Here is a 24,391-nt window from a genome sequence, read left to right on the forward strand (position 1 = left end):
GCATGAGGGTAGGAAAGGGATTAGAAACTGTAATTCAGATTGAGACCGAACGTGGTGTTGGCCGTTTGAAAGCGGTCGGGTTTGTGCAGCGGTTTGGCGGCGAAAAAATCGTAAGAAAGTATTCCGCCCACTTTGCTTTGACCGCGCACACCTAAGGCCGCACCACTCAGACTTTGCCCCAACAGGTATTGCGCAGAAGGACCGGAGACACGGCCGGCGTCCAAACCCGCATAAAGCTGATGACTCGGATGATACTGCCAAGATAAATCGTTGCGCCAATACCAGCCGCGTTCGGCAGATAAAGTGGTTTCACCATCAAAACCGCGCACGGTATAACGGCTGCCGATGGCCAGTTTGTCTTGCGGCGTTAATGGTGTTTTGTTCCACTGTGCATGGAAGTTGCTGTCGAAGGCAAAGTTTTGCTGCCCGATTTTAAACGGCACATTCACACCGGTATCGGCAGTAAGGATTTTCATGCGGGACGTGCCTTCGCCGAAGGCTTCTTCGGGCGCAGACAGGCTGTTGTTCCGCCCCGTACCTCGTTTGTAACCCAAGCCCAGATTCAGCGTGGCTTGGCCGATGTATTCCTTGTGGCTTAAATTAGCAGACCAACCGGCCGTGCGGCGGCGTTGCACTTCGATTTCCGCATCATTGATAAAGCTGTGCGTTTCACGCTGCCACAATTTGAACGCGGCATGGGTTTTACGGCGGGCATCACGGTAAAGCAGGCGGCTCACGCCGACATCGCTGTTCCAGCTTTTACCGTTGTAGTCATACACCTCAGAATCGCCTGCTACCGCCTGATGATAACGGTAGTAGCTGTGGTTCCATGACCAAAGCCATTTGCCGAACGGTACGGAATAATGGAAAGCATAGCCGTTGGTACCGCCTTTGACCGTATGGCCGTCTGAATCGGTATCTGCCGAACGTGTGCCTAAATCACGGTTATACGAAGCGTAAAACAAATCACTCAAACCCAAAGGGTTATCGGCGGAGAAAGTCATATTGCCCTGATAGCGGCCGGTGGCCTTGCTGCCCGAATTGTCAAAACCCAAAGTCAGGCGGTAGGGAAGGGTGCGCTGCCGCCATTGCACCACCACATCACTCACATCCGCTTTTTCAGACGGCATGATTTGGATATCTGCCTCGGCAGTCGGAACGCGCTTGAGGTTTTCCAAACCCTGTTCCAAATCGCGCAGGTTCAACAGGCCGTCTGAATCAGCAGGAAATTCGTTTTGAAATGCGGTAATCCGACCGACATGGGTTTCTGCGGCATGGCTTTCATCAAAACGGATTTGACCGATGCGGCCGGGGAAGACAGTCAATTCCAATTTGCCGGAATTCAAATCCTGAGGCGCAGCCAAAATCCGCGTGGTGGTATAGCCGCGGTCAATAACGGCGTTTTGTGCTAACGTCATGATGTGGTTGATGCCTTGCGCACCCAGACACATGCCCGGTTGGAAGCCGGATTGTTTGATGGCTTTATTCAGTGCAAATTGGAATTTGGCGGCAGAATCGCCGATTAAGGTGATTTCTTGAACGGGGAAACAAGGCGTTTCGTTTTGAGGAAGCAGCAATGAAGAAACGGCTTCTGCGGTTCGGTCTAGGCGCACATCCGGTGCCGACTGCATCTGCTGCTCGAGTTGGCGCAAACGCTGCTGTTCCTGCCGGGCTTGTTCTTGCTGAATCAAACCGGCTTGTCTTTCGTCAGCCAGCGCGGGCATGGCAGCAGTTGCCAGCAAAGCGAACGACAACATCAATGAGCGGCAGTCTGAAGAATAGTGAAAGGCGGACATGCTTGGAACCTGTAAGGTGGTTGAGCGAGCCATGTTATTGGAATAAGGTAAAGAAAAGCAAAGTTTACATGATTAAAGGTTGGTTATTTGGATAGCCGGCCATTCCGATTTGCAATAAATTTGTTATTTTATTCAAAATAATCAATATTTTATTTTTGATTTACCTTGGTTTTTAGATGGGGGATGAATTGCGTGACAGTAGGTGGAATCCTAACCATTCCAGTTCAGGTTGCTGCCCATCAGCGCATATCGCGGCAAAACCCTGAATGAAATTGCCAATATCAGATAGAGAAAGGAAAGACGATGGCCATTGCCCATATCATCGAAGTGGAAGAATCGCCGGACTTGAGTGAATGCTCGGTGCGCCTGAGTTTCAGCGGCGGTACCAAGCTTCAGAGCAAGGAAGGGAAGACCGCATTTTACAGGAGCTTGGCTGTGGTTGAGGATGCGTTATCTGAATAACAAAAAGGGCAGCAAGATAGCTGCCCTTTTTGTTATTCTTCGTTATTCACTCAGTTATCATCACTGTCATTGAAGTACGAACAATACCAACGATTGCCAATATAGTCTGCATAGAAAATGGGGCTGACGTAGATTAGCAGTTAGGTTACACTCAAAAAATGAAGATAACCCATTACAACACAGTAAATCTACACAGCAAAAGTTGCTTCAGTTTTTTGTATTAGAAGTTACTGCTCGTTCAGCAGCGGATATACTCGGTATTCAATCTAATTGTGCTATGTTGTTTTACCGCAAAATCCGTCAAGCGATTGCCTACCATTTAGCACTTCAAGCAGACGAAGTTTTTGATGGCTCTATTGAGCTGGACGAAAGCTATTTTGGCGGACAACGCAAGGGTAAACGCGGTCGCGGTGCGGCTGGTAAAGCGGCTGTTTTTGGTATTTTAAAACGCAATGGTAAGGTCTATACCGTTGTGGTTGAAAACACCAAACAAGATACTTTACTACCTGTTATTAAAAGAAAAATCATGCCTGATAGTATTGTTTATACGGACTGTTACAAAAGCTGTGATGTGCTTGATGTGAGCGAATTTATTCATCATCGCATCAATCATTCACAGATTTTTGCAGAGTGTCAAAACCACATTAACGGCATTGGGAATTTCCGGAACCAAGCAAAACGTGTTCTGAGAAAATACAACGGAATTGACCGTAAATCTTTTCCCTTATTCTTGAAAGAATGCGAATTTTGTTTTAATTTTGGCACACTAAAATAGCAGTTAAAAATTCTGCGAATTTGGTGTGGTGTTTAGGGCTAATCTACGTCAGCCCCTTTAATTTTGCAACACTGTGCTGTTGTATTTCGGCCGGGCCATGACTCCAGCTATATGGACGGTAAGCCATTTGGTGTTCCTTTGTATTTTTTATGTTTATATTAAAATCAGATCGTTATATTGGCATTTCATTCCAGGTGCGCCCATTCAATTCTTGGCCATTTGCTTTTTTAGCCCGTTTTTTGCCGTCGGCTCCCCAGCCGCCCCATTGTTTAAAAAAGAAAGCAACTCCTGAGTCTGAGCATTGTAGGCGCACATTTTCAACCCAATCTATACTCATTAGTCTGGCTTTGCTGCCAGATTCGCCGCCAACAATAACCCAGTGGATATGGGTCAAATCAATTTCCCTAGGGCCTACAGTGGGCAATAATTGGGCCTTTATGCCAAGGAAAAGTTGGCGATGCCGGCCCAACCGCTGTCGATAACCGATTATTTATAGAAGCCATACTATGGATTATCCGTACCGGCAGTCCTTGGCGCGATCTGCCCGAAGAGTTCGGCAATTGGAAAAGTATCCACAAACGCTACCGCAGATGGGTTTTGGCCGACCGTTTTCGTCATATTTTTGAAGAACCGAACCGTGATCTCGATATGGAGTATGTCATGATTGACGGCACAATCGTCAAAGTTCACCGCCACGGTCAGGATGCAAAAGGGGGACTCGAAATCAGACCATCGGCCAATCCAAAGGCGGAATGACGACCAAGATTTTGGCTATGGCGGCTGCTTTGGGGAACCTGATTGACTTCAAACTGATGCCTGGTCAGCGCAATGGCATTTGCGGCGTAGAACCGCTGATTAAAGATAAGGAATTTGATGCTTTGTTGGCGGATAAAGCCTTTGCTGCCGACAGGCTGGTCGAAGAGCTGACCGAAAGGGGGAGTAAGGTGGTTATTCCGCCGCGTAACAACCGCAAATCGCAGCGGGAACACGACAAGATGATGTATTGCTGGCGACATTTGATTGAGAACTTTTTTTGCAAACTCAAAGAATTCAAGAAGATTGCGATGCATGCAGAAAAAACCGGCCAGTCTTTTACTGCCAATATTTACCTTGCGGCTGCCGTATTGCGATTAAGGTAAACTTGAATGTCGACAGCCCCTAGGATTTTCTACATCTGAGACCTTGCAAAACCGCCATCTTTGGCACATTCTTTCGTTATGCGCCGCTCGAAAGCCTGTGATATTTCTACGCTTCCTAAGCCGCTATAACTTGGAACTGTGCTCAAATCTGGAGTTTTTTAAAGCTCTCGGTCTGATTTATATCATCACGAAGCCGCTATCTACAAAGTTTGCATATATTTGATTGACACGGTTGCAAGCTGTTTTTATATTATTAGGAATATCTTTCATTTCCCACCCTGCGTCAGAACGCGGCACAACCAACCGAAAAGGAGTGTAAGTATGGCAGCATTTGAATTACGTAAGAGCGGTGATGGTCATTTCAGCTTCAGCCTGCTGGGCGATGATGATAAGACCTTATTGAAAAGTGAGCAATACAACAGCAAAGCTTCTGCGCAAAACGGTATCGAGTCGATTCGTAAAAATTCTGCCGAAGATGCACGCTATGAGTTAAAGGAAAGCAACAACGGCAAATTTTACTTTAATCTCAAAGCCACCAACGGCCAAGTCATCGGTACCAGCCCGCTGTTTCCCGGCGAAGCCGCGCGTGAAGCCGCGATTGCCAAAGTGAAAGCAGAAGCCGCTTTGGCCGGTGTGTTGGAAGGTTAAGCCAATTCTAAATAATCAAGGCCGTCTGAAACGAAAATTTCAGACGGCCTTGATTATTTATTGATGCTTACAACACAACCAAAGCCGCATCGTAATTCGGTTCCTCACCGATTTCAGGCACCAATTCACTGTGCAGCACTTGATCGTTTTCATCTAAAACCACCACCGCGCGAGCGTTTAAGCCTTTTAGCGGGGAAGACTGAATTTCTGTGCCGTAGTCTTGCTTGAAGGTTTTGCAGCGGAAAGTCGAAAGCGAAATCACGTTTTCAATGCCTTCGGCACCGCAGAAACGCGCCAAAGCAAACGGCAAATCGGCTGAGATACACAAGACAACCGTGTTGTCCAAGCCGGCGGCGCGTTCGTTGAATTCGCGTACCGATTTCGAGCACACGCCTGTGTCGATGCTTGGGAAAATATTCAGTACTTTGCGCTTACCGGCAAAATCCGACAGATTTTTTTCGGATAAATCGGTGGCTACCAAGGTAAATGCAGGGGCGGTTTGGCCGACTTGGGGCAGGGTACCGCCTACTTCTACAGGAGTGCCTTTAAAGGTTACTTGAGCCATGTTGATTCCTTTCTGATTAAGTTAAGTCCTACGGCTAATGGATTTCGTCAATACGACGATACCATGCTTCTTTTTCCGCATCACTGATAAACGAGGCTTTGAACGAATTTTTGCACAGCGTGCGGATGTCGTCATTGCTCAAATCCAAAGCCTCGGCCAGCTCGATGAAATTTTGATTTACATAGCCGCCGAAATAGGCCGGGTCGTCTGAGTTCACCGTTACCAATACACCGCGCTGCAGCATGCGGTGCAGATTGTGCGCGCTCAAATGATTGACCACTTTCAACTTCAGATTGCTCAACGGGCAGACCGTCAACGGCATTTGCGCCTCAATCAACCGCTGCATCAGCGCATCGTCTTCTTCCGAGCGCACACCGTGGTCGATGCGTGCGACCTTGAGTAAATCCAAGGCTTCACACACATATTGGGGCGGGCCTTCTTCACCGGCGTGCGCCACGGTCAGCAAACCATGTTCGCGTGCTTTGGCAAATACACGTTCGAATTTAGAAGGTGGATGACCGGCTTCGTTCGAATCCAAGCCCACGCCGATGATTTTGTCGCGAAACGGCAAAGCCTGCGCTAAGGTTTCAAATGCCGATTCTTCCGGCAAATGGCGCAGGAAACACATAATCAGGTGGCTGGAAATGCCCCATTCTTGCGCGGCATCGCGGCAGGCACGGTCAATGCCGTTAATCACCGTTTCAAATGCCACGCCACGATCGGTATGGGTTTGAGGGTCAAAGAAAATCTCGGTATGGGTGACATTGTCTTCACGGCAGCGCAGCAAATAGGCGCGGGTCAAATCATAAAAATCGGGTTCATGCAGCAACACCGCAGCGCCGGCATAATAAATGTCCAAAAAAGACTGCAAATTGTGAAAATCATAAGCGGCGCGGACTTCGTCGACATCTGTATAAGGAAGGCCAACTTGATTGCGGCGGGCGATTTCAAACATCAATTCCGGCTCAAACGTGCCTTCGATATGCACATGGAGTTCTGCTTTGGGTAGGGCGGCGATTAATTCATTACGTGTCATGATGGCTTTCGTGTTCAGACGGCCTTTATTGGCAGCCGTTATTCGTTGATCGATTGTCGTCTTTTCAATTTATGCAGTCAATGTTTGCGAGTGTAAGATTCTGTATGGCGCAGATATGGCATGGCTGAATTTTCTTGCCGGTGATTGGTACTTAAAGCTAATCACGATTGCTGCTTTAGGCGGCAGCCCGACTTTCAGACGGTCTTTCTCTGCCTTCGGACTTGTCTAATCGGACAAATCAGCCTAGACTTTCTCATTAGTCTGTTTCCGGGAAAATAGAATGTCTAAAACCAAACAAGATATTTTTGAACACAACCGTCGATGGGCCGAGGAGCAATTGCGCAAAGACCCGCATTTTTTCGATAAACTTTCCATCAACCAAACCCCTGATTATCTCTATATCGGCTGCTCCGACAGCCGCGTGACCGCTGAAGACATGATGGGCATGCGGCCGGGTGAAGTATTTGTGCACCGCAATATTGCCAATATGGTCAATGCCATTGATATTAACGTGGCTTCGGTCATCAATTATGCGGTTTACCATTTGAACGTGAAACACATCGTCGTGTGTGGCCACTACGAATGCGGCGGCGTAAAATCCGCCATGCAGGCTAAAGATTACGGCATGCTCAATCCTTGGTTGCGCTGTATCCGCGACGTATACCGCCTGCACCGCGAAGAATTGGATGCGATAGAAGACGAGCAAGCGCGTTACGACCGCTTAGTCGAATTAAACGTACAAGAGCAATGCATCAACGTCATCAAAAGCGCCGGCGTGCAAAAACGTTATTTGAAGGAAAAATTTCCGGTGGTACACGGCTGGGTATTTGATATCCGCACAGGCCGTCTGAAAGATTTGAATATCGATTTTGATAATATTCTAAAAGAAATTCAGAAAATCTATGATTTGACCGACAGCGATTGGAGCGTCCCGCAGCCGTGACGGAGTGACGGGTTTAGACACAGAATTAAAGGCCGTCTGAAAATTGGTTTCAGACGGCCTTTTGATCATAGATAAGCGTAACCTTTAAGCAGTTAACCACTCATTAATCGCGGCTTCCAATCGCGTCATGCCTTCTTGTAAATCTTCATCGGTTAGCAGCAGGCAGGGGGCGAAGCGCACGACATTAGAGCCGGCAACCAATACCATCAGGCCGTGTTTTAGGGCGGCGTTGAAGATTTCGCCGGCGCGGTTTTCATATTGATCAGCCATCACGGCGCCGAGCAGCAAGCCCATGCCGCGGACTTGTTTGAACACGCCCGTGCGTTCGCCGATTTGTCGTAAGGCCGTTTGAAGTTTTTTGCCTTGGACTTGCACATGATTCAGGGTTTCAGCGCGGTTGATGATGTCGAATGCGCGGTTGGCAACGGCGCAGGCTAACGGATTACCGCCGAATGTAGAACCATGCGTGCCGGGCCCGAAGGTTGGGGCAATGGCATCGGTGGTGATAATCGCGCCAATCGGGAAGCCGCAGCCCAGGGCTTTGGCCAAGCTCATGATGTCGGGTTCTATACCGTAATGTTCGTAGGCAAACAGTTTGCCGGTGTGGCCAACGCCGGTTTGCACTTCATCAAAAATCAGCAAGGCGTTGTGTTGGCTGCACAAGCGGCGGGCAGCTTCGAGATAGGCTTGCGTGGCAGGCAAAATGCCGCTTTCGCCTTGAATCGGCTCGATAATCACGGCACAAGTTTTATCGCTGACGGCAGCTTCGAGCGCGGCGGTGTCGTTAAAGGCAACATGGGTGATGCCTTGCGGCAGCGGCGCGTAATCTTGGCTGTATTTCGGTTGGCCGCCGACGGATACGGTAAACAGCGTGCGGCCGTGGAAGCTGTTGACGCAGGCGATGATTTCGGTTTTGTGTCCGCCGAAATGGTCGCGGCCGTATTTGCGTGCAAGCTTCAGCGCGGCTTCATTGGCTTCGGCGCCTGAATTACAGAAAAATACTTTGTCGCCGAAGCTGTGTTCTACCAAGCGGCGGGCTAAATCTTGCGCAGGCTGGGTGGTGTAGATATTGGAAATGTGCCACACCTTTTGCGCTTGCTGATTCAGCGCATCTATCAACTCGGGATGGCTGTGTCCCAAGGCATTCACCGCAATGCCGCCTGATAAGTCAATCAGCTCACGCCCTTCGGTATCCCATACGCGACTGCCCGAAGCACGTTCGGGAATCATTGGGGCGAATGAGAAATTGGGGGTGAGATAGTTGCTCATGGCGGCTTCCTTTATTGAAGTGGATTGAATGTTTTTCGCTGAAACGAGCGTTTGATTATGCGCCGATTGTTAACGATTTTCAAGACAAAAGGCCGTCTGAAAAGGATATTTTCAGACGGCCTTTTGTGATCATAATCAAATCGAGTATTCGATCAATTCGTTTTGCGAAAAGATATAGATCTGTTTCGGCACCAAAGCCAGCTCTTTGCCCACGGACAAGGCCAAGCTGGCGGCATCGCTGCCGGCTAGGTTGATGTGCACGTCGCGGTTGTCGTGCTTGACGGTGATATGGGTCAACGCGCCTACGGCGTGGATTTTTTCAACTGCGGCGGTGATCATCGGCGTTTGGCCTGTTTGGGCAATTTGCCATTCGTGCGGGCGGATATAGCCGGTGGCCAATTGTTCCTGCCATTTGTATTGGCGGTCAAGCGACCACCGGTAGCTGCCGTAATGCCACACGCCTTTTTCTATGCGGCCTTCAAAGGCATCGGTTTCGCCCAGAAATTCGGTGACAAATGCGTTTTCCGGCTGGCGGTAAATGTGATCTGCGCTGCCGGTTTGCTCGATGTGGCCGTGGTTCATCACCACGATTTCATCGGATACTTCCAAGGCTTCTTCTTGGTCGTGGGTGACGAGAATGCTGGTCACGCCGAGATTATGGTGAATGTCGCGCAGCCATGTACGCAACTCTTTGCGAACTTTGGCATCAAGTGCGCCGAATGGTTCGTCCAACAGCAGCAATTTTGGCTCTACCGCTAATGCGCGCGCAAGGGCGATACGCTGGCGCTGGCCTCCTGAAAGCTGGTGCGGATAAGATTTGGCTAAATGAGAAAGCTGCACCAAGCCCAATAATTCTTCCACTTTGGCGCGGATTTTTTCTTTACCCGGGCGCTCGCTTTTCGGCAATACGGTCAAGCCGAAAGCTACGTTATCGAACACGTTCATGTGGCGGAACAAGGCGTAATGTTGGAATACGAAACCAACTTTGCGGTCGCGCACGTGTTTGTCGGTGACGTCTTGGCCGTCGAACAGGATTTTGCCATTGTCGGAAGTTTCCAGGCCGGCAATGATGCGCAACAGCGTGGTTTTGCCGCAGCCGGACGGGCCGAGCAGCGAAACCAGTTTGCCGGTCGGTACGTTTAGATTGATGTTTTTCAGTGCGTGGAAATTGCCGAAATGTTTGTTTAAGTTTTCAATGGTGATGCTCATGCGTTTCTCTCCGCTGCGGCGAGTTTTTTCTCTTGCATTTTGGTAATGAAGTTTTGTAAGGCTAGGGTGGTTAAGGCCAATAAGGCCAATACGCCGGATAGGGCAAAGGCGCCGGTAAAATTGTATTCGTTGTAAAAGATTTCCACCAAAAGCGGAATGGTGTTAGTTTCGCCGCGGATATGGCCGGATACTACGCTGACGGCACCGAATTCGCCCATGGCACGCGCATTGGTCAGAATCACGCCGTAGAGTAATGCCCATTTGATATTGGGCAGGGTCACGCGCCAAAACATCTGCCAGCCGCTCGCACCTAAAATCAAGGCCGCCTGCTCTTCACTATCGCCTTGTGCCTGCATCAGCGGAATCAGTTCGCGCGCCACAAACGGGAAGGTCACAAACAAAGTCGCCAACACGATGCCCGGGATGGCAAAAATAATCTGAATGCCCTGTGCTTCGAGCCGGCCACCCAAAGCGGTGTGTGCGCCGAACAGTAACACAAACATCAAACCGGCCACTACCGGCGACACGGAAAACGGCAAATCGAGCAAAGTAGTCAACAATTGTTTGCCACGGAAATCAAAGCGCGTGAGCAGCCAAGCCATGGCAATGCCCAACACGGCATTCACCGGCACCACAATGGCGGCGGTAATCAAGGTCAATTGAATGGCCGACCATGCTTCGGGATCGGTAATCGATTGCACATACAAATCCCAACCGCCTTTTAGGGCTTCGTAAAACACCGCCACCAGCGGCACAACCAGCATCACCAGCAGGAATAACAAGGCAATCGCGGTTAAGGTCAAACGCAGCCAGCGCGGTTCGGTCAGATTTGGATTGGAAGAATGGGTTTGCATAATGAATGTCTTTTTTCTATTCCAAAAGTTTTCAGACGGCCTATCAGGCTTTGGCGCCGGCACGTTTGCTCAATGCCCATTGGGTCACGTTTAACGCAAACAAAATCGCAAACGAAATCATCAGCATAAACAATGCCACTGCCGATGCGCCCCGCACATCAAACTGTTCTAATTTGCCGGTAATAATCAGCGGCAAAATCTCGGAAACCATCGGAATATTGCCCGCAATAAAAATCACCGAGCCGTATTCGCCGGTGGCGCGGGCAAACATCATGCCGGCGCCGGTAATCAAGGCCGGCATAATTTCCGGCAGCAATACACGGCGGAAAGTGGTGAAGCGGTTGGCGCCCAAAGTAGCCGCTGCTTCTTCATATTCGCCCGATAATTCTTCCAACACCGGCTGCACGGCACGCACGATAAACGGCAGGCTTACTACCACCAGCGCAATCCAAATACCGATGGGCGTAAAGGCGATTTTGATGCCCAAAGGCTCGAACCATTGTCCAATCCAGCCATTCGGCGCATATAAAGTTGCCAAGGCAATACCGGTGACGGCAGTAGGCAGGGCAAAGGGTAAATCCACCAACGCGTTGGCCAGACTTTTGCCCGGAAACTCATAGCGCACCAACACCCACGCGGCTAAAGTACCGAACACGATATTGGTCAACATGGCGTAAAACGACATTTTCAGGCTCAGCCATACCGCTGCCAAAACGTTGGGTTCGGCAATGGTTTGCCAAAAAGCCGTCCAACCGATTTCGCCTGCTTTGGCGGCCATCATCGCAAACGGCAACACGACCAAAAGCGACAAGCACAACACGGTCAGCCCTAAGCTGATTTTAAAGCCCGGTAAGACGCTGGGGGTTTTCAGTAATAACATGGTTCGATAACAGAATAGTGATTACGGGCGTCACTTTATAGAAGCCGTCTGAAAAAGGGAAAGAATGGTTTGTTTATTGCAAAGATGATTTTGTTATATATATGCTTGTGTGGAGGGGCTGAACGTAAAAAGGCCGTCTGAAACCAATGTTTCAGACGGCCTTTAAAGACAAAATGTTATGCAGCAAACTGTCGGCTAAATTCGATAAATTCTGCTTTTTTGGCTTGAGCTTTACCCGAATCAATCGCTTCTTGCGCAGCTGCGGCACCATCGGCCAAAGAATCCACCACGTTGCCCGCATACAAGGCGGCAGCGGCGTTGAGTACCACGATATCGCGCGCGGCACCGTGTTCGCCGTTTAAGACGGCATCCATTTTTTTGAGCGATTCTTCGCTGTTTTCCACGCGGATGTCGTCAAGGTTGCGGCGGATTTCCATGCCGAAATCTTGCGGGTTGATATTGTATTCGCGGATGGTGCCGTCTTTTAATTCGGCCACGCGGGTATTGCCGGTGAGGGTGATTTCGTCCAAACCGCCTTCGCCGCACACAACTAACACGTGTTTTGACCCCAATTGCTGCAACACGCGCGAAAGGATACCGCACAAATCAACGTGGAATACGCCCAAAAGCTGGTTCGGCGCACCTGCCGGATTGGTTAACGGCCCCAGAATATTGAAAATGCTGCGGAAACCGAGTGAGCGGCGCACCGGCGCAACATGGCGCATGGCGCTGTGGTGATTTTGTGCAAACATAAAACCGATACCGGTTCGTTCTATACTTTGGGCGACTTGCTCGGGCGTAACATTCAACACCGCGCCCATTTGCTCCATCACATCGGCCGCACCGCTGGAAGATGATACCGATCGGCCGCCGTGTTTCGCAACTTTGGCACCGGCTGCGGCTGCAACAAACATGGCGGTGGTAGAGATGTTGAAGGTTTTCGCACCATCACCGCCTGTACCGACGATGTCGACCAGGTTATCGGTATGGTTGACCGCTACTTTGGTAGAAAACTCACGCATCACTGCCGCTGCGGCCGTAATTTCGGAAACGGTTTCTACTTTGATGCGCAAGCCTGTCATAATCGCCGCGATTTGCTCCGGCGGCACTTGACCGCTCATGATTTGGCGCATCAAATCGGTCATTTCATCGTAAAAAAGTTCGTTGTTGCTGATTAAACGTTCAATTGCCTGTTGCGGCGTAATCATGTGTTTTCCCTTCAATAATAGATAAATGCTATGCGGTTTCTTCGGAGGCAGGCTCAGGTTTGGGCGGCGTGCCTGCCAGCCAAGCACACAGCATGACGGCACTTATGCAAAACCACAGCCAAATATAAGCCAATGCAGATGCAAAATCGGAAGGCGGCAGCCAAATGGTGTGCGCTTCCATGTAGTGGATAATGATTTTAAACAGCCATGCGCCGATCACAATGGCTAAGAAAACCGCCGTGGCGCAAAAGCCGATAATATACCCGCCGCGTTTGTTGCGGTAAACCCGTTTGGCCACGCAAATGGCGACGGTAAGCAAAACCAAGGGCAGACAGGTCAGGGTGGCATATAGCAGGATTTCAAAAAGATGGGCGGGTATGCCGGTTGGGGGCGGATGATAACCGTCTTGCTGCTCGGCCCATCGGAGAATCTGCCAATTGGCTTCGATAACGAGCAATGATATGCCGAAACCGCCCATGAGTGAATAGAGAAGCACTTGGCGGTTGGGGTAAGATAGGTTGGCCATGACGTAGCAATATCCTTAGTGTTCTTGCCATAAATTATGGATTTGCCGATAGCGCAAAGAGCATATGTTTGCAGGGCTTGTTTGGCCGGAAAATGAGTAAACCGGCCATCGAGGCAAATTTAAAATTTACGGTGGCTTATGGAATAGATATTGAGCAGGCGTATTGCCGAATGTGTTGTACCGCAAGGGCGCGGCATGCAAAGAGAATTATGAGGCCGTCTGAACATACTAAATAAATAGATTCAGACGGCATTTGTTGTATGAAACTTCAGACTGCTGTCATGCCGGTTAGTTCATTGAAATTGAATTTTTTTCTTCAAGCGGCTTGCGGGCGAAAATCTTTGAATTCTTCTAAAAAATTACGCAGCATGTCGTGGCCGCGTTCGGTCAGCAAGGCTTCGGGGTGGAATTGCACGCCTTCGACGGCATATTGTTTGTGGCGAACACCCATGATTTCTTGATCTTCCGTCCATGCGGTGACCTCAAGGCAATCGGGCAGGGTGTGGCGGTCGATGACCAAGCTGTGATAGCGCGTGCAAGTCACCGGATTCGGCAAACCTTTAAACATACCTTGGTTGGTGTGGTAAACCGGCGAAACTTTACCATGCATTAAGGTTTGTGCGCGTACGACATCGCCGCCGAATGCTTCGCCTATGGTTTGATGGCCGAGACACACGCCCATAATCGGCAGCTTGCCGGCAAAATGCTGCATGGCCGTCACGGAAACGCCTGCTTCTTTCGGCGAACAAGGGCCGGGGCCGATAATCAGGTATTGCGGATTAAGTGCGGCGATTTCTTCTAAAGTAATGTCGTCATTACGGCGCACCATGACTTCTTGGCCGAGTTCGGCAAAATATTGTACGATGTTATAGGTAAAACTATCGTAGTTGTCAATAAAGAGCAGCATTTTTAACCTTTTGTATTTATTTGTTTTATATTTCAGACGGCCTAATTTTTCACCAACGTCAGATTATTGGGATCATTGATAAACGCCCACATTTTATCATCGGTGGCAAATACGCCGTTGCGGATGAGGTAGTGCAAATCATGCTTCAATTGGGCATCGGCTTTGCGGATGACCACGCGCATATTGTTGCGGAATGCAGCCATTTCGAGAATTTTGGCGGCAAACTTAGGCTGGTGTAAACGGGTATGGGCAAGCGGATTGCGGTGGATGTATTCATTTAATTTGCGGGCGCTGCTTTTGAAATCGGTGTGCAGCGGATCGATGAATACGATGTGAAACGGCATCCGGCTGAGATAATCGTGTTCGATATCCATCATCGCACCTTTTCTGTTATGTTTATCTTATCAGCAATTCAGGCCGTCTGAAAGAATTTTTGCGCAGGTAAAAATACCTACCAATCTTTCAGACGGCCTGTTTTAATGTCGAATTGAGTTTACGGTAATTTTGGTTTCACTTTGACGCTTAAAGGCAGATGGTCGGAAAGCATTTGCCAGTTGCGGCTGTTGTGGACTTGGGTATCCAAGATGTCCAAATTGCGCGTGTAAACCCTGTCAAGGCTGAGCAGCGGCATGCGGGAAGGGAAGGTTTTCGGGCGTTTGCCGTTGTTGTCGAGAAACACTTCATCTAAGTTGAGCGCCTTGCCTAATGAAATGGCCGATTTATAGCGCCAATCGTTGAAGTCTCCGGCAATAATCAACGGGCTTTGGGTATCAATCTGCCGGCTGACGTATTCAAAAATCGCTTGATACTGCTTGGCACGGTCAGGTTCGCGCAAATTCAAGTGAGCGCACAGACACACCAAAGGAACATCCCAACCTTCCGGCAATACTTCACAATGCAATACGCCGCGCTGCTCGTGTTTGTTGACCGTGATGTTCAGATTATTGCGGGTTTCAAGCGGAAGGCGGCTGAGAATGGCATTGCCGTGGTGGCGTTGCGGATAGATGGCATTTTTACCGTAGCTTCGGTTGAAGGAAAGGTAATCACCCAACACGTCATAATGCGGCTCGCTCGGGTATTCGAGAATTTTACTGCTGCGGTTGGCATGCATGCCTTGCACTTCTTGCAGAAACAACACATCCGGATTGAGCGATTGCAAGGCATCGCTCATGCTGTTGAGCTGGTATTTGCGGTTGAGCGCCGACATGCCTTTGTGCATATTGTAGGACGTAATGGTAATGGGACGTGATGACATGACATGACCTCACTGCGTGTTTTGTTATGTGTCGGCTCATGATTGGATTTTTATTAAAGCCGACCGTTTTTGCTCATTGTAGTATACCACCATCGAAGCAATGGTTTTTTTGTGCTATGTAAAAAAACTTCAGTTTTAGCAAGCTCTAAGTAAGATGAAGGCCGTCTGAAAACCGAGTTTCAGACGGCCTTTGATTTACTTATATCAAGATTTGGCTTTGCGTTTGCGGGAAGATTCGCCGCTGTTTTTTACCTTAACTTTAACCCCTTTGTTTTTAGATTTTTTGCTTTTTGCTGCTTTAGGTTTTGCAGCTTGCTTGTGTTCATCCGTTTTATGGCGAGAAGGTTTTTGCTTGGCAGCGGCCATTTGCTCGTCAATTTCCTTAGCCGATAGTTTTTTACTGCGCGTTTTAGCTTTTTTTGCAATAACCGGCTGTTTGCTTTCGGTTTTGGCAGCAACGTGCGAATTTGAGCGGCGGCTTTTTGTGCCGTTTTTATTGCTGTTTACCAATACCAAGTCGATTTTGCTGGTGTCCAAATCTGCACGGGCAACTTTAACCAGTAGTTCATCACCCATATTGAAGCGTACGCCGCTGCGTTCGCCTTCAATCGCCATGATTTCCGGACGGAAATTGAAATAATCTTCGCCTAAGTCGCTGATATGCACCAAGCCGTCGATGTGGATATCGTCTAAGGTAACAAAAATACCGAAGCTGGTTATACCGGAAATCTTGCCTTTGAATACCTCACCCACTTTATCGCGCATGTAATAAGTTTTCAGCCAGTTTTCAACGTCTTTGCCGGCTTCATCGGCGCGGCGCTCGCAGAATGAAGTATGCACGCCCAGAGCCTGCCATGTTTTCATCGGTGTGTATTTTTCACCTTGCAACACGGCTTTAATGGCACGATGCACGGTTAAATCCGGGTAACGGCGGATCGGTGAAGTGAAGTGGGCGTATGATCTGTAAGCCAAGCCGAAATGGCCATCATTGTTCGGTTCATACACTGCTTGCTGCATAGAACGCAATATCATCACTTGCAGTAATTCTTCATCCGGCCGGCCTTTGAATTGCTGCGCCAAGGCAGCGTAATCTTTCGGGGTCGGTTTGTCGCCGCCGCCCAAGGCCAAGCCCAGTAAGCCTAATTGTTCGCGCAGGGTGGCTAATTTTTCAGGCGTAGGGCCTGAGTGGTTGCGGAATAAAGCAGTATGCTTGTTTTTCAGCAGAAAATCTGCCGCGCATACGTTTGCCGCCAACATACATTCTTCAATCAACTTATGCGCATCGTTGCGATGCACAGGCACAATTTTTTCGATTTTACCGTTGTCGTCGAAAATCATCTGCGTTTCCACGCTTTCAAATTCGACTGCGCCGCGGTCTTGGCGTTTTTTCTGCAGAACTTGGAAAAGTTTGTATAAGGTATCGATTTGTGGCTTCAGCGGATTACCGGAGCCTTCTTGAATCCATTGCCATACTTGGTTATACGTCAAACGGGCGTGGGAGCGCATCACTGCCGGATAGAATTTGTATTCTTTCACGTTGCCGGCATAAGTGATGGACATATCACAAACCATGCACAAACGTTCGACATCAGGGTTCAGCGAGCAAATACCGTTGGAAAGGTTCTCCGGCAGCATTGGAATCACACGGCGCGGAAAATAGACGCTGGTACTGCGTTCGACTGCATCATTATCAATCGCATCGCCCGGGCGCACATAATGGCTGACATCGGCAATCGCCACCACCAAGCGGAAATTGCGGCCGATTCGCTCGGCATAAACCGCATCATCGAAGTCGCGCGCGGTTTCACCATCAATGGTTACCAAAGGCAAATCGCGCAAATCGACGCGGCCTTTCAAATCGCTTTTACGTACATGATTAGGGATTTTTGCCGCGGCTTTTCGGCAGACTTCGCTGAATTGATGCGGCAAATGATGCTTGCGCACGGCAATTTCGATTTCCATGCCGCTGTCTGCATATTCACCCAACACTTCAATGATTTTGGCTACGGCAGGGCGGTGCAATTCAGGATAGCTTTCGATTTCGGCCACAATCACTTGGCCTGATTCAGGCTTAAATTGTGCCACGCTGTCTGGCTCCAGCACGATGCTTTGTGTTAAACGTTTGTCTTCCGCTTCCAAAATGGCAATCCCGCAATCGATATAGAAGCGGCCGACCACTTGAACCTGCGCGCGTTCGACAATATCCAGCACCATACCTTCGCGGCGGCCGCGACGGTCGATTCCGGCAGGGCGTACGGTGACAATATCGCCATGCATCACGCCGCGCATTTGACGTTCGTATAAAACAAAATCGCCTTCGCCGGTTTTTTCCAACGGTACGGCAAAACCGAAGCCGTCTTTATGTGCTTCGACACGGCATTTCACCAAGGCCAGTTTATCCGCTGCACATACCGCGCCGCGACGGTTAATCAACACCTGACCGTCACGTACCATGGCTTTCAGACGGCGTTCGAAAAATTCGTATTCTTCGTCTTTAATAGAGAGCTCGCGTGCCAAGGCATCAATTTTGGTGGGCACGCCTTTTTGTTCTAATAATTCAATCACCCACTCTCGGCTGGGTAACGGCTCGGCGTAACGCTGCTTTTCTCGCTCTAAGTAAGGATCTTTTTCTCGTAGATTTAATAATTTAATTTTTTTATTCATTTTTGCAGTTGACATTCTTCGTTGTAAATATATAATAGCCACTTCGTTTCAGCAGCATCTTCGGTACTGTAACGTAAAACGGTAAATAAAGCAAAGCCCAGGTGGCGGAATTGGTAGACGCGCTAGCTTCAGGTGCTAGTGTCCTTACGGGCGTGGAAGTTCGAGTCTTCTCCTGGGCACCAAGTTGGTCTTTTTGCTTTAATGACGATTGAATGCCCAGGTGGCGGAATTGGTAGACGCGCTAGCTTCAGGTGCTAGTATCCTCACGGGTGTGGAAGTTCGAGTCTTCTCCTGGGCACCAAAACTTCCGGTTCGAAACCGGATTTTTTTATTATTTGCTTGATGCGAATCGGCAAGCAATCCTTTACAGAGGGGTGGATGAGTGGTTTAAGTCGCACGCCTGGAAAGTGTGTATACGTTAATAGCGTATCGAGGGTTCGAATCCCTTCCCCTCTGCCACGAATATGAATCCCAAGTCGTTATTGACTTGGGATTTTTATTATCTGGCGACAATGCATTCGAATAATATTTGAAAATTACTTTTATTCTTAGTTACTTATTTCATTTATTCATCTCTGTACAAAGCAGCCGGATCGGTGTATCCTTGCAATTGTTTAATACATTCATAAAATATGTATCTTTTAAAAAGGCCGTCTGAAAGCCTTTAACCAACAAGGAACCTGACTATGACTGATTTTACCGTTTGGGAAACTGCGCCTTTTAATGCAACCATCGACCATATTTTGCAGCGTTACCATAATGTGCATCGTGCGCAGTTTGATGAATTGGTGCCGTTGGCGCAAAAAGTGGCAACAGTGCATGCGGATACTTTTCCGGCTGAAATCGCTGAATTGCTGGCCCATATGCAAAACGAGCTGTTGAGCCACATGATGAAGGAAGAGCGTATGCTGTTTCCGATGGTGAATCAAGGTATCGGGCGTGGCGCAGCCATGCCGATCAGTGTAATGATGCATGAGCATGAAGAGCACGATAAAGCGATTGGGCGCCTGCGCGAATTAACCAACAATTTCGAGATTCCGGAAAACGCCTGCGGCAGCTGGACACGCTTGTACCGCTTGGCAGAAGAGATGGTTAATGATTTGACCGATCATATTCATTTGGAAAACGAAGTATTTTTCCCGCGTGTGTTGGCTTCTTAAGCTAACTTTATGGAATTGGAAATGCCGTCTGAAAATCTTCAGACGGCATTTTTTTCAGACGGCCTGTTGTTCTGCTTCAAATGCCGACAATACTTGTTTCACATCATACGCTTCTTTCAAGGTCCGCACGCGTTCAAACAAATCTTGTGCTTGCGGGAATTCTTTTTTCATCATGCCGAGCCATTGTTTCAAACGCGCCACGGGGTATTTGTTATTGGCTTCTTTGACCATGCACAAATCAAAAAAGAGATTAATCCAGCCAGCAATTTCAGCAAAATCAGCAGGCTGTACTGTTTCTCCGCGCTCATATTGTTTGATTTGTCGCGCCAAATCCGGCCGAATCACCGCGCCGCGCCCCAGCATCACGCTGTTGCAGCCGCTGACCTTTTTAATCGCCAGATAATCTTCCAGCGTGAACACATCGCCATTGGCGGTAACCGGAATCGACACTGCTTCACGGATTTTACGTACCCAATCCCAATGTGCCGGTGGTTCGTAACCCTCGACTTTGGTTCGGGCATGAACCGTCAAACCGCATGCGCCGCCTTCGGCAATCGCGGCTGCGCATTCCAAGGCTAAATCGGTATTTTCAAAGCCCAAGCGCATTTTGCCGGTTAGCGGGATATGTTCGGGCAGGCGGCTGCGCAGGGTTTTGACGATGTGGTGAATCAATTCCGGCTCTTTGAGCAAAACCGCACCGCCTTTGTGTTTATTTACCGTCGGTGCAGGGCAGCCGAAGTTTAAATCGATTTTATCCGCACCGAAACGCACCGCTTCCAAAGCGTTTATAGCCATATTATCGGCATCGCTACCTAAAAGCTGCACTGTGCAAGGCGTGCCGGCAAAGGTTTGGTTGCTGTTGGCGATTTCGGGCAGATATTTCAGCCAGGTGGCGCGGGAATGTACGGTATGGGTAATGCGCACAAATTCGCTGACACACTCGTCATAACCGCCGATGCGCGTTAATAAATCACGCATCACGTCGTCGCATAATCCTTGCATGGGGGCGAGCAGCAGTCGCATAGTCAATAGGCCGTCTGAAAAATGAAATGCGTATTGTAGCGGTATATCGGGTAAAATACAGCCGTTGAAGATATTTTTCAGACGGCCTGACCATGATGAATACAAGAATTCCGGCAACTGCCGCCATGTTGGTAAAAAATTCCGAGCGCTATTTGGCGGAAGTGCTGACCGCGCTGGGCGATTTTGATGAAGTTTTGCTGCTCGACAACGGTTCGACCGACCGCACATTCGACATTGCTGCGCAATTTAAAAACGTCAGCTATTTCAAACATGATTTTATCGGTTTCGGCCCCATGAAAAACATGGCCGCACGTTTGGCGCAAAACGATTGGATTTTCAGCATCGACAGCGACGAAGTGCCGGATGCGGAATTGATCGACAGCATTCGCACTGCCGTAGCGGAAAATAATCCGCAAAGTATTTATACTTTGTCCCGTCTGAATCATTACAACGGCCGTTTGATTAAAGGCTGCGGCTGGTATCCGGATATTCTGCCGCGCCTCTACCACCGCCGTTTTACCCGTTTTTCCGACCGGCAAGTGCATGAATCTCTGATAATTCCTAAAGACGCGCAAAGCTATTCTTTGTCAGGCCGTCTGAAACATTATTCTTTTGAAAACGCGGAAGGCTTGATTCAGAAAATGCAGCAATATTCTTCGCTCTATGCTGATGAAAACCGCTTTAAAAAGAAAACTTCACCGGCCAAAGCTCTGTTGCACGGCGGTGTGTCGTTTATTAAAAATTATTTTCTGAAACGCGGTTTCGCCTACGGTTCAGACGGCCTCACCATTTCGGTGGCCAATGCGCAAGGTTCTTACTATAAATATGTGAAGTTGCATGAGCGCAATCAGAATCTGAAAGTATCGCTGATTATCACCACGTATAACCGGCCGGACGCACTCGCATTTGTGCTGCAATCGGCTTTATCGCAAACACGCTTGCCCGATGAAATTATTGTGGCCGACGATGGCTCGGCCCGCGAAACGGCAGATGTGGTTCAATACGTTAATCGGCAAAGCTCGGTACCGGTGAAACATTCTTGGCGGCCTGACGATGGTTTTCGTGTCGCCGAATCACGCAATCGCGCGTTGGCAATAGCCAAAGGCGATTATATTGTGCTGATTGACGGTGATATGCTGTTGGACGCGTCATTTATTGCCGACCATTTAAAACTGGCGCTCAAAGGCCGCTTGGTGCAAGGTTCGCGCGTGATTTTGACCGAAACGCGCACTCAGGAAATTTTGGCTTCCGATCAATTGCCGAACCTTTCCGTATTTGATTCAGGCATTGAAAAGCGCCTTTCTGCTTTAAGATGTCGTTTTTTGTCTGCTTTAGTCGGTAAAAACGGCAACCAAAACCACCGCGGCATCAAAACCTGCAACATGAGCTTTTTCCGCGAAGATGCCTTGGCAGTGAACGGCTTTAACAATTGGTTTGTCGGCTGGGGACGTGAAGACAGCGAGTTTGTTGCCCGCTGCTATCACAACGGTATGAAAAGACACAATCTTAAATTTGCCGGCATTGCCTACCATTTATGGCATCACGAAGCCGAACGCGCTGCACTGCCGCAAAACGATGCGCTTTTAAAGCATGCTTTAGAAATGCAGCAAATCCGTTGCGAAAGCGGTGTAAGTGTATTTTTGAAAGAAAATAGCTAAGCCAAACGGCAGGCCGTCTGAACCGGTTTTCAGACGGCTTTTTTAACACAGTAAATTACGCTTAAATCAAAAATCAAACAGCTTGTCATACTAATTCGGTTTACCTTCTTAGTATGGCTAGGATGTCAAAACAATATAAAAAAGAAAACGCCGCATGACACAGACAGCCGAAAATCTTTATCAACAAGCCAATCAATTCTTGCTGCAATCGCCGCCGGCTTATGCGCAAGCAGTGCCTTTATTGCAGCAGGCCGCCAAAGCCGGACACAGCGAAGCCGCTTTCCAACTCGCTGCATGCCTGATTAACGGCCATGGCATTTCGGCAGATTTTGCCGCCGGTATCGAATACCTGAAACAAGCGGCCGTAGCAGGACATGCGTATGCCCGCTACAATCTGCTGCAATTGCAAGAATCGGAAAACGCCGATATTCAAAGTCTTTTGCGGCACTATACCGAATTGGCCGAACAGGGTTTGGTGCATGCACAATTACGCTTGATGCGCGCATTCAACGACATGGGGCAAACCCAACAGGCATTGCTTTGGGCAAATAAGGCAGCTGAGCAAAACCATCCGCAAGCACAGTATTTTTTGGCGCAATATCATCAATATGCCGCCGAACCTGATTTACACAAAGCACATCGGCTTTACTGCTTGGCTGCCGAACAGGGCTTTGTTGCGGCACATTGGCAGCTTGGTCTGCAATACAAATTGGCGCAAGGCGTTGCAAAAAATTTAACGCAAGCAATAGCGCATTTTCAGGTTGCCGCGCAGCACGGCATTGCACCTGCGCAAACCGCATTGGCTGAAATTTTGTTGCTGCAAAACAGCGCCGGAGCACTGACTTGGTTTCAGACGGCCGCACAAAACGGCGACAATAATGCCCATGCTGCGTTGGCAGAAATTTATCTGCTGGGTCAGTATGTTGAGCGCAATCCGCAAAAAGCGCATCATCATGCCGGGCAAGCTGCCGTAAACAATCATCCGAAAGCTTTGCGTTTATTGGGCGATATTTACCGTTATGGTCTGGGTGTAGCTGCACATCTGCCGAAAGCCCGTGAGTATTACCGCCGGGCAGCGGATTTGGGCGATATGGCGGCACACCAAAAATTATTGTCCGACAGCGCGTTGAACGACCATCGGCATTATGAAGAAGCCAAACAGGTCGCGTTGCAACGTCAGCAAGCAGAAATCCTTTATCAAAAAGCCTTTGCCGCGCATTATGGTTTGCAGCGCAGCCAAAGCTATGCCGAAGCCTTGCCGCTTTACCGCCAAGCAGCCGAGTTGGGGCACACCAAAGCCAAAACCAATTTGGGCATGATGTATTACAACGGGCAGGGCGTTGCGACTGATTTCAGCCGGGCCGCGCAATGGTTTGAATCTGCTGCCGAGCAGCAAGATACGATGGCGCAATACAATCTGGCCTGCCTGTATTTCCACGGTATGGGCGTGGAAAAAAATGCTGCTAAAGCCTGCGAGTGGCTGCAAAAAGCGATTGAGCATGGCTACGAACAAGCAGACGTGTTGAAAACATTGTTGGCACACTGGCAACAGGCCGTCTGAAAGCATAAGCACAAAGAAAAGGCCGTTTGAAAAGTCATAATCAGGTATAATTGCGCACCATATCCTAAGCCGTTTGTTTCAGACGGCCTTTTCATTTTGATTGTAAAGATTTAACCGGTATGACAGATTCCACCCAAAATCACAAAGAAAACCAAGTACCTACCGAACATTTGCGTTCCGTCCGCAGCTTTGTGTTACGGCAAGGGCATATGACTGCCGCTCAACAGCGTGCCATTGATACCATGTGGCCGCAATTCGGTATCGACTATCAAGATGCCATTATCGATTTAAACCAATACTTCGGCCGTGGTAATCCGAAAGTTTTGGAAATCGGCTTCGGTATGGGTACGGCTACGGTAGAGATTGCCAAGCGTTTGCCGGAAACCGATTTTCTGGCGATTGACGTACACGGCCCGGGTGTCGGTAATATTTTGAAGCTGATTGAAGAAAAGCAAGCCGGCAATATCCGCGTGATGCGCCACGATGCCGTGGAAGTGGTCGAAAACATGTTGGCTGATGGTGCATTATCGGGCATTCACATCTTTTTTCCCGATCCGTGGCACAAAAAACGCCACCACAAACGCCGCTTGGGGCAACCGCATTTTGTCGAAAAACTATTGCCGAAATTAGCCATCGGCGGCTACATCCACATGGCAACAGACTGGGAAGAATACGCCGTGCAGATGCTGGAAGTGTTAAGCGGCTTCGACAGCCTGCAAAACACGGCTGAAGATTATGCGCCCACGCCGGATTACCGCCCCGAAACCAAATTTGAAGCCCGTGGCAAACGCTTAGGGCATGGCATTTGGGATTTGGTGTTCAAGCGCATTAAATAAAACCCATGCAAAAAGGC

General features: G+C 49.0%; 24 protein-coding genes and 3 tRNA genes. 12 read left to right on the top strand and 15 right to left on the bottom strand.

The window, feature by feature from the left end; all coding sequences use genetic code 11:
* Window positions 1-20: 20 nt before the first annotated feature.
* The gene (locus tag H4O27_RS05645) at window positions 21-1,796 is read right to left on the bottom strand and encodes a ShlB/FhaC/HecB family hemolysin secretion/activation protein (RefSeq protein WP_165007838.1); all 1,776 of its coding nucleotides are present in this window, start codon (window positions 1,794-1,796) and stop codon (window positions 21-23) included.
* A gap of 303 nt (window positions 1,797-2,099) precedes the next feature.
* Here H4O27_RS05645 and H4O27_RS05650 point away from each other — a divergent pair, with 303 nt between their 5' ends.
* Both H4O27_RS05650 and H4O27_RS05655 read left to right on the top strand, forming a co-directional pair.
* On the top strand, window positions 2,100-2,258 hold the full coding sequence (locus H4O27_RS05650; protein WP_165009914.1) for a hypothetical protein: 159 nt from the start codon (window positions 2,100-2,102) through the stop codon (window positions 2,256-2,258).
* 202 nt (window positions 2,259-2,460) lie between these two features.
* A complete protein-coding gene (locus H4O27_RS05655; protein ID WP_165009912.1) occupies window positions 2,461-3,033 on the top strand; it encodes an IS1595 family transposase in 573 nt (190 codons plus the stop codon).
* Between the two features lie 172 nt (window positions 3,034-3,205).
* On the opposite strand, the gene H4O27_RS05660 is transcribed toward H4O27_RS05655, so the two are convergent.
* A complete protein-coding gene (locus tag H4O27_RS05660; RefSeq protein WP_206224787.1) occupies window positions 3,206-3,427 on the bottom strand; it encodes a DUF5131 family protein in 222 nt (73 codons plus the stop codon).
* 29 nt (window positions 3,428-3,456) lie between these two features.
* On the opposite strand from H4O27_RS05660, the gene H4O27_RS05665 reads away from it, so the two are divergent.
* Both H4O27_RS05665 and H4O27_RS05670 read left to right on the top strand, forming a co-directional pair.
* A protein-coding gene (locus tag H4O27_RS05665) for an IS5 family transposase (RefSeq protein ID WP_193004398.1) occupies window positions 3,457-4,172 on the top strand; the annotation gives its coding sequence in 2 pieces (ribosomal slippage) (window positions 3,457-3,757 and window positions 3,757-4,172; 717 coding nt in all).
* Between the two features lie 321 nt (window positions 4,173-4,493).
* A complete protein-coding gene (locus tag H4O27_RS05670) occupies window positions 4,494-4,820 on the top strand; it encodes a YegP family protein (RefSeq protein WP_165010738.1) in 327 nt (108 codons plus the stop codon).
* Between the two features lie 67 nt (window positions 4,821-4,887).
* Here H4O27_RS05670 and tpx read toward each other — a convergent pair whose 3' ends face one another.
* Window positions 4,888-5,385 (bottom strand): thiol peroxidase, encoded by a 498-nt coding sequence (gene tpx, locus H4O27_RS05675; protein WP_165010740.1) that lies wholly within the window; start codon window positions 5,383-5,385, stop codon window positions 4,888-4,890.
* Between the two features lie 34 nt (window positions 5,386-5,419).
* The gene (locus H4O27_RS05680; RefSeq protein WP_165010742.1) at window positions 5,420-6,421 is read right to left on the bottom strand and encodes an adenosine deaminase; all 1,002 of its coding nucleotides are present in this window, start codon (window positions 6,419-6,421) and stop codon (window positions 5,420-5,422) included.
* A gap of 280 nt (window positions 6,422-6,701) precedes the next feature.
* Here H4O27_RS05680 and H4O27_RS05685 point away from each other — a divergent pair, with 280 nt between their 5' ends.
* Window positions 6,702-7,364 carry a carbonic anhydrase gene (locus H4O27_RS05685; RefSeq protein WP_165010744.1) on the top strand — a complete coding sequence of 221 codons (663 nt, stop codon included), beginning with the start codon at window positions 6,702-6,704 and terminating at the stop codon, window positions 7,362-7,364.
* 84 nt (window positions 7,365-7,448) lie between these two features.
* On the opposite strand, the gene H4O27_RS05690 is transcribed toward H4O27_RS05685, so the two are convergent.
* The 10 genes from H4O27_RS05690 to rnr form a co-directional block, all read right to left on the bottom strand.
* Window positions 7,449-8,648 carry an acetylornithine/succinyldiaminopimelate transaminase gene (locus tag H4O27_RS05690; protein ID WP_255525201.1) on the bottom strand — a complete coding sequence of 400 codons (1,200 nt, stop codon included), beginning with the start codon at window positions 8,646-8,648 and terminating at the stop codon, window positions 7,449-7,451.
* Between the two features lie 120 nt (window positions 8,649-8,768).
* Entirely contained in the window at window positions 8,769-9,842 is a 1,074-nt protein-coding gene (locus H4O27_RS05695; RefSeq protein ID WP_165010749.1) for a sulfate/molybdate ABC transporter ATP-binding protein, read from the bottom strand.
* Complete coding sequence (gene cysW / locus H4O27_RS05700; RefSeq protein WP_165010751.1) at window positions 9,839-10,696, bottom strand: sulfate ABC transporter permease subunit CysW; 858 nt, start codon at window positions 10,694-10,696, stop codon at window positions 9,839-9,841. Before cysW ends, H4O27_RS05695 begins: the two co-directional genes overlap by 4 nt.
* Before the next feature lie 43 nt (window positions 10,697-10,739).
* Window positions 10,740-11,576 (bottom strand): sulfate ABC transporter permease subunit CysT, encoded by an 837-nt coding sequence (gene cysT / locus H4O27_RS05705; RefSeq protein ID WP_165010753.1) that lies wholly within the window; start codon window positions 11,574-11,576, stop codon window positions 10,740-10,742.
* A gap of 176 nt (window positions 11,577-11,752) precedes the next feature.
* Window positions 11,753-12,784, bottom strand: coding sequence for an anthranilate phosphoribosyltransferase (gene trpD / locus H4O27_RS05710; protein ID WP_165010755.1), 1,032 nt, complete (start codon window positions 12,782-12,784; stop codon window positions 11,753-11,755).
* A gap of 28 nt (window positions 12,785-12,812) precedes the next feature.
* Window positions 12,813-13,310 (bottom strand): hypothetical protein, encoded by a 498-nt coding sequence (locus H4O27_RS05715; RefSeq protein WP_165010757.1) that lies wholly within the window; start codon window positions 13,308-13,310, stop codon window positions 12,813-12,815.
* Between the two features lie 316 nt (window positions 13,311-13,626).
* Window positions 13,627-14,217 carry an aminodeoxychorismate/anthranilate synthase component II gene (locus H4O27_RS05720; protein WP_165010759.1) on the bottom strand — a complete coding sequence of 197 codons (591 nt, stop codon included), beginning with the start codon at window positions 14,215-14,217 and terminating at the stop codon, window positions 13,627-13,629.
* Window positions 14,218-14,258: 41 nt separating this feature from the next.
* The gene (locus tag H4O27_RS05725) at window positions 14,259-14,594 is read right to left on the bottom strand and encodes a hypothetical protein (RefSeq protein ID WP_226883457.1); all 336 of its coding nucleotides are present in this window, start codon (window positions 14,592-14,594) and stop codon (window positions 14,259-14,261) included.
* Window positions 14,595-14,710: 116 nt separating this feature from the next.
* Window positions 14,711-15,472: an endonuclease/exonuclease/phosphatase family protein gene (locus H4O27_RS05730; RefSeq protein ID WP_165010761.1), complete on the bottom strand. Its 762-nt coding sequence runs from the start codon at window positions 15,470-15,472 to the stop codon at window positions 14,711-14,713.
* A 204-nt stretch (window positions 15,473-15,676) separates the two neighbouring features.
* A complete protein-coding gene (gene rnr, locus H4O27_RS05735; RefSeq protein ID WP_165010763.1) occupies window positions 15,677-18,151 on the bottom strand; it encodes a ribonuclease R in 2,475 nt (824 codons plus the stop codon).
* A gap of 80 nt (window positions 18,152-18,231) precedes the next feature.
* Between rnr and H4O27_RS05740 the strand changes: the two genes are divergently transcribed.
* From H4O27_RS05740 to dnrN, 4 genes are all read left to right on the top strand, one after another.
* Window positions 18,232-18,318 (top strand) — tRNA-Leu (locus H4O27_RS05740).
* A gap of 32 nt (window positions 18,319-18,350) precedes the next feature.
* A tRNA-Leu gene (locus H4O27_RS05745) sits at window positions 18,351-18,437 on the top strand.
* Window positions 18,438-18,504: 67 nt separating this feature from the next.
* A tRNA-Ser gene (locus H4O27_RS05750) sits at window positions 18,505-18,595 on the top strand.
* A 227-nt stretch (window positions 18,596-18,822) separates the two neighbouring features.
* A complete protein-coding gene (gene dnrN, locus H4O27_RS05755) occupies window positions 18,823-19,296 on the top strand; it encodes an iron-sulfur cluster repair protein DnrN (protein WP_165010765.1) in 474 nt (157 codons plus the stop codon).
* A 54-nt stretch (window positions 19,297-19,350) separates the two neighbouring features.
* On the opposite strand, the gene H4O27_RS05760 is transcribed toward dnrN, so the two are convergent.
* Entirely contained in the window at window positions 19,351-20,319 is a 969-nt protein-coding gene (locus tag H4O27_RS05760) for a tRNA dihydrouridine synthase (RefSeq protein WP_165010775.1), read from the bottom strand.
* Window positions 20,320-20,414: 95 nt separating this feature from the next.
* On the opposite strand from H4O27_RS05760, the gene H4O27_RS05765 reads away from it, so the two are divergent.
* The 3 genes from H4O27_RS05765 to trmB all read left to right on the top strand — a co-directional run bounded on the left by H4O27_RS05765 (window position 20,415) and on the right by trmB (window position 24,374).
* Window positions 20,415-21,977, top strand: a complete 1,563-nt coding sequence (locus H4O27_RS05765; RefSeq protein WP_193004400.1) for a glycosyltransferase family 2 protein — start codon at window positions 20,415-20,417, stop codon at window positions 21,975-21,977.
* A gap of 154 nt (window positions 21,978-22,131) precedes the next feature.
* A complete protein-coding gene (locus H4O27_RS05770) occupies window positions 22,132-23,538 on the top strand; it encodes a tetratricopeptide repeat protein (RefSeq protein ID WP_165010769.1) in 1,407 nt (468 codons plus the stop codon).
* A 119-nt stretch (window positions 23,539-23,657) separates the two neighbouring features.
* A complete protein-coding gene (gene trmB, locus H4O27_RS05775) occupies window positions 23,658-24,374 on the top strand; it encodes a tRNA (guanosine(46)-N7)-methyltransferase TrmB (protein ID WP_165010771.1) in 717 nt (238 codons plus the stop codon).
* Window positions 24,375-24,391: the final 17 nt, after the last annotated feature.

This window comes from Neisseria yangbaofengii (assembly GCF_014898075.1).
GTDB classification, from domain to species: Bacteria; Pseudomonadota; Gammaproteobacteria; order Burkholderiales; family Neisseriaceae; genus Neisseria; species Neisseria yangbaofengii.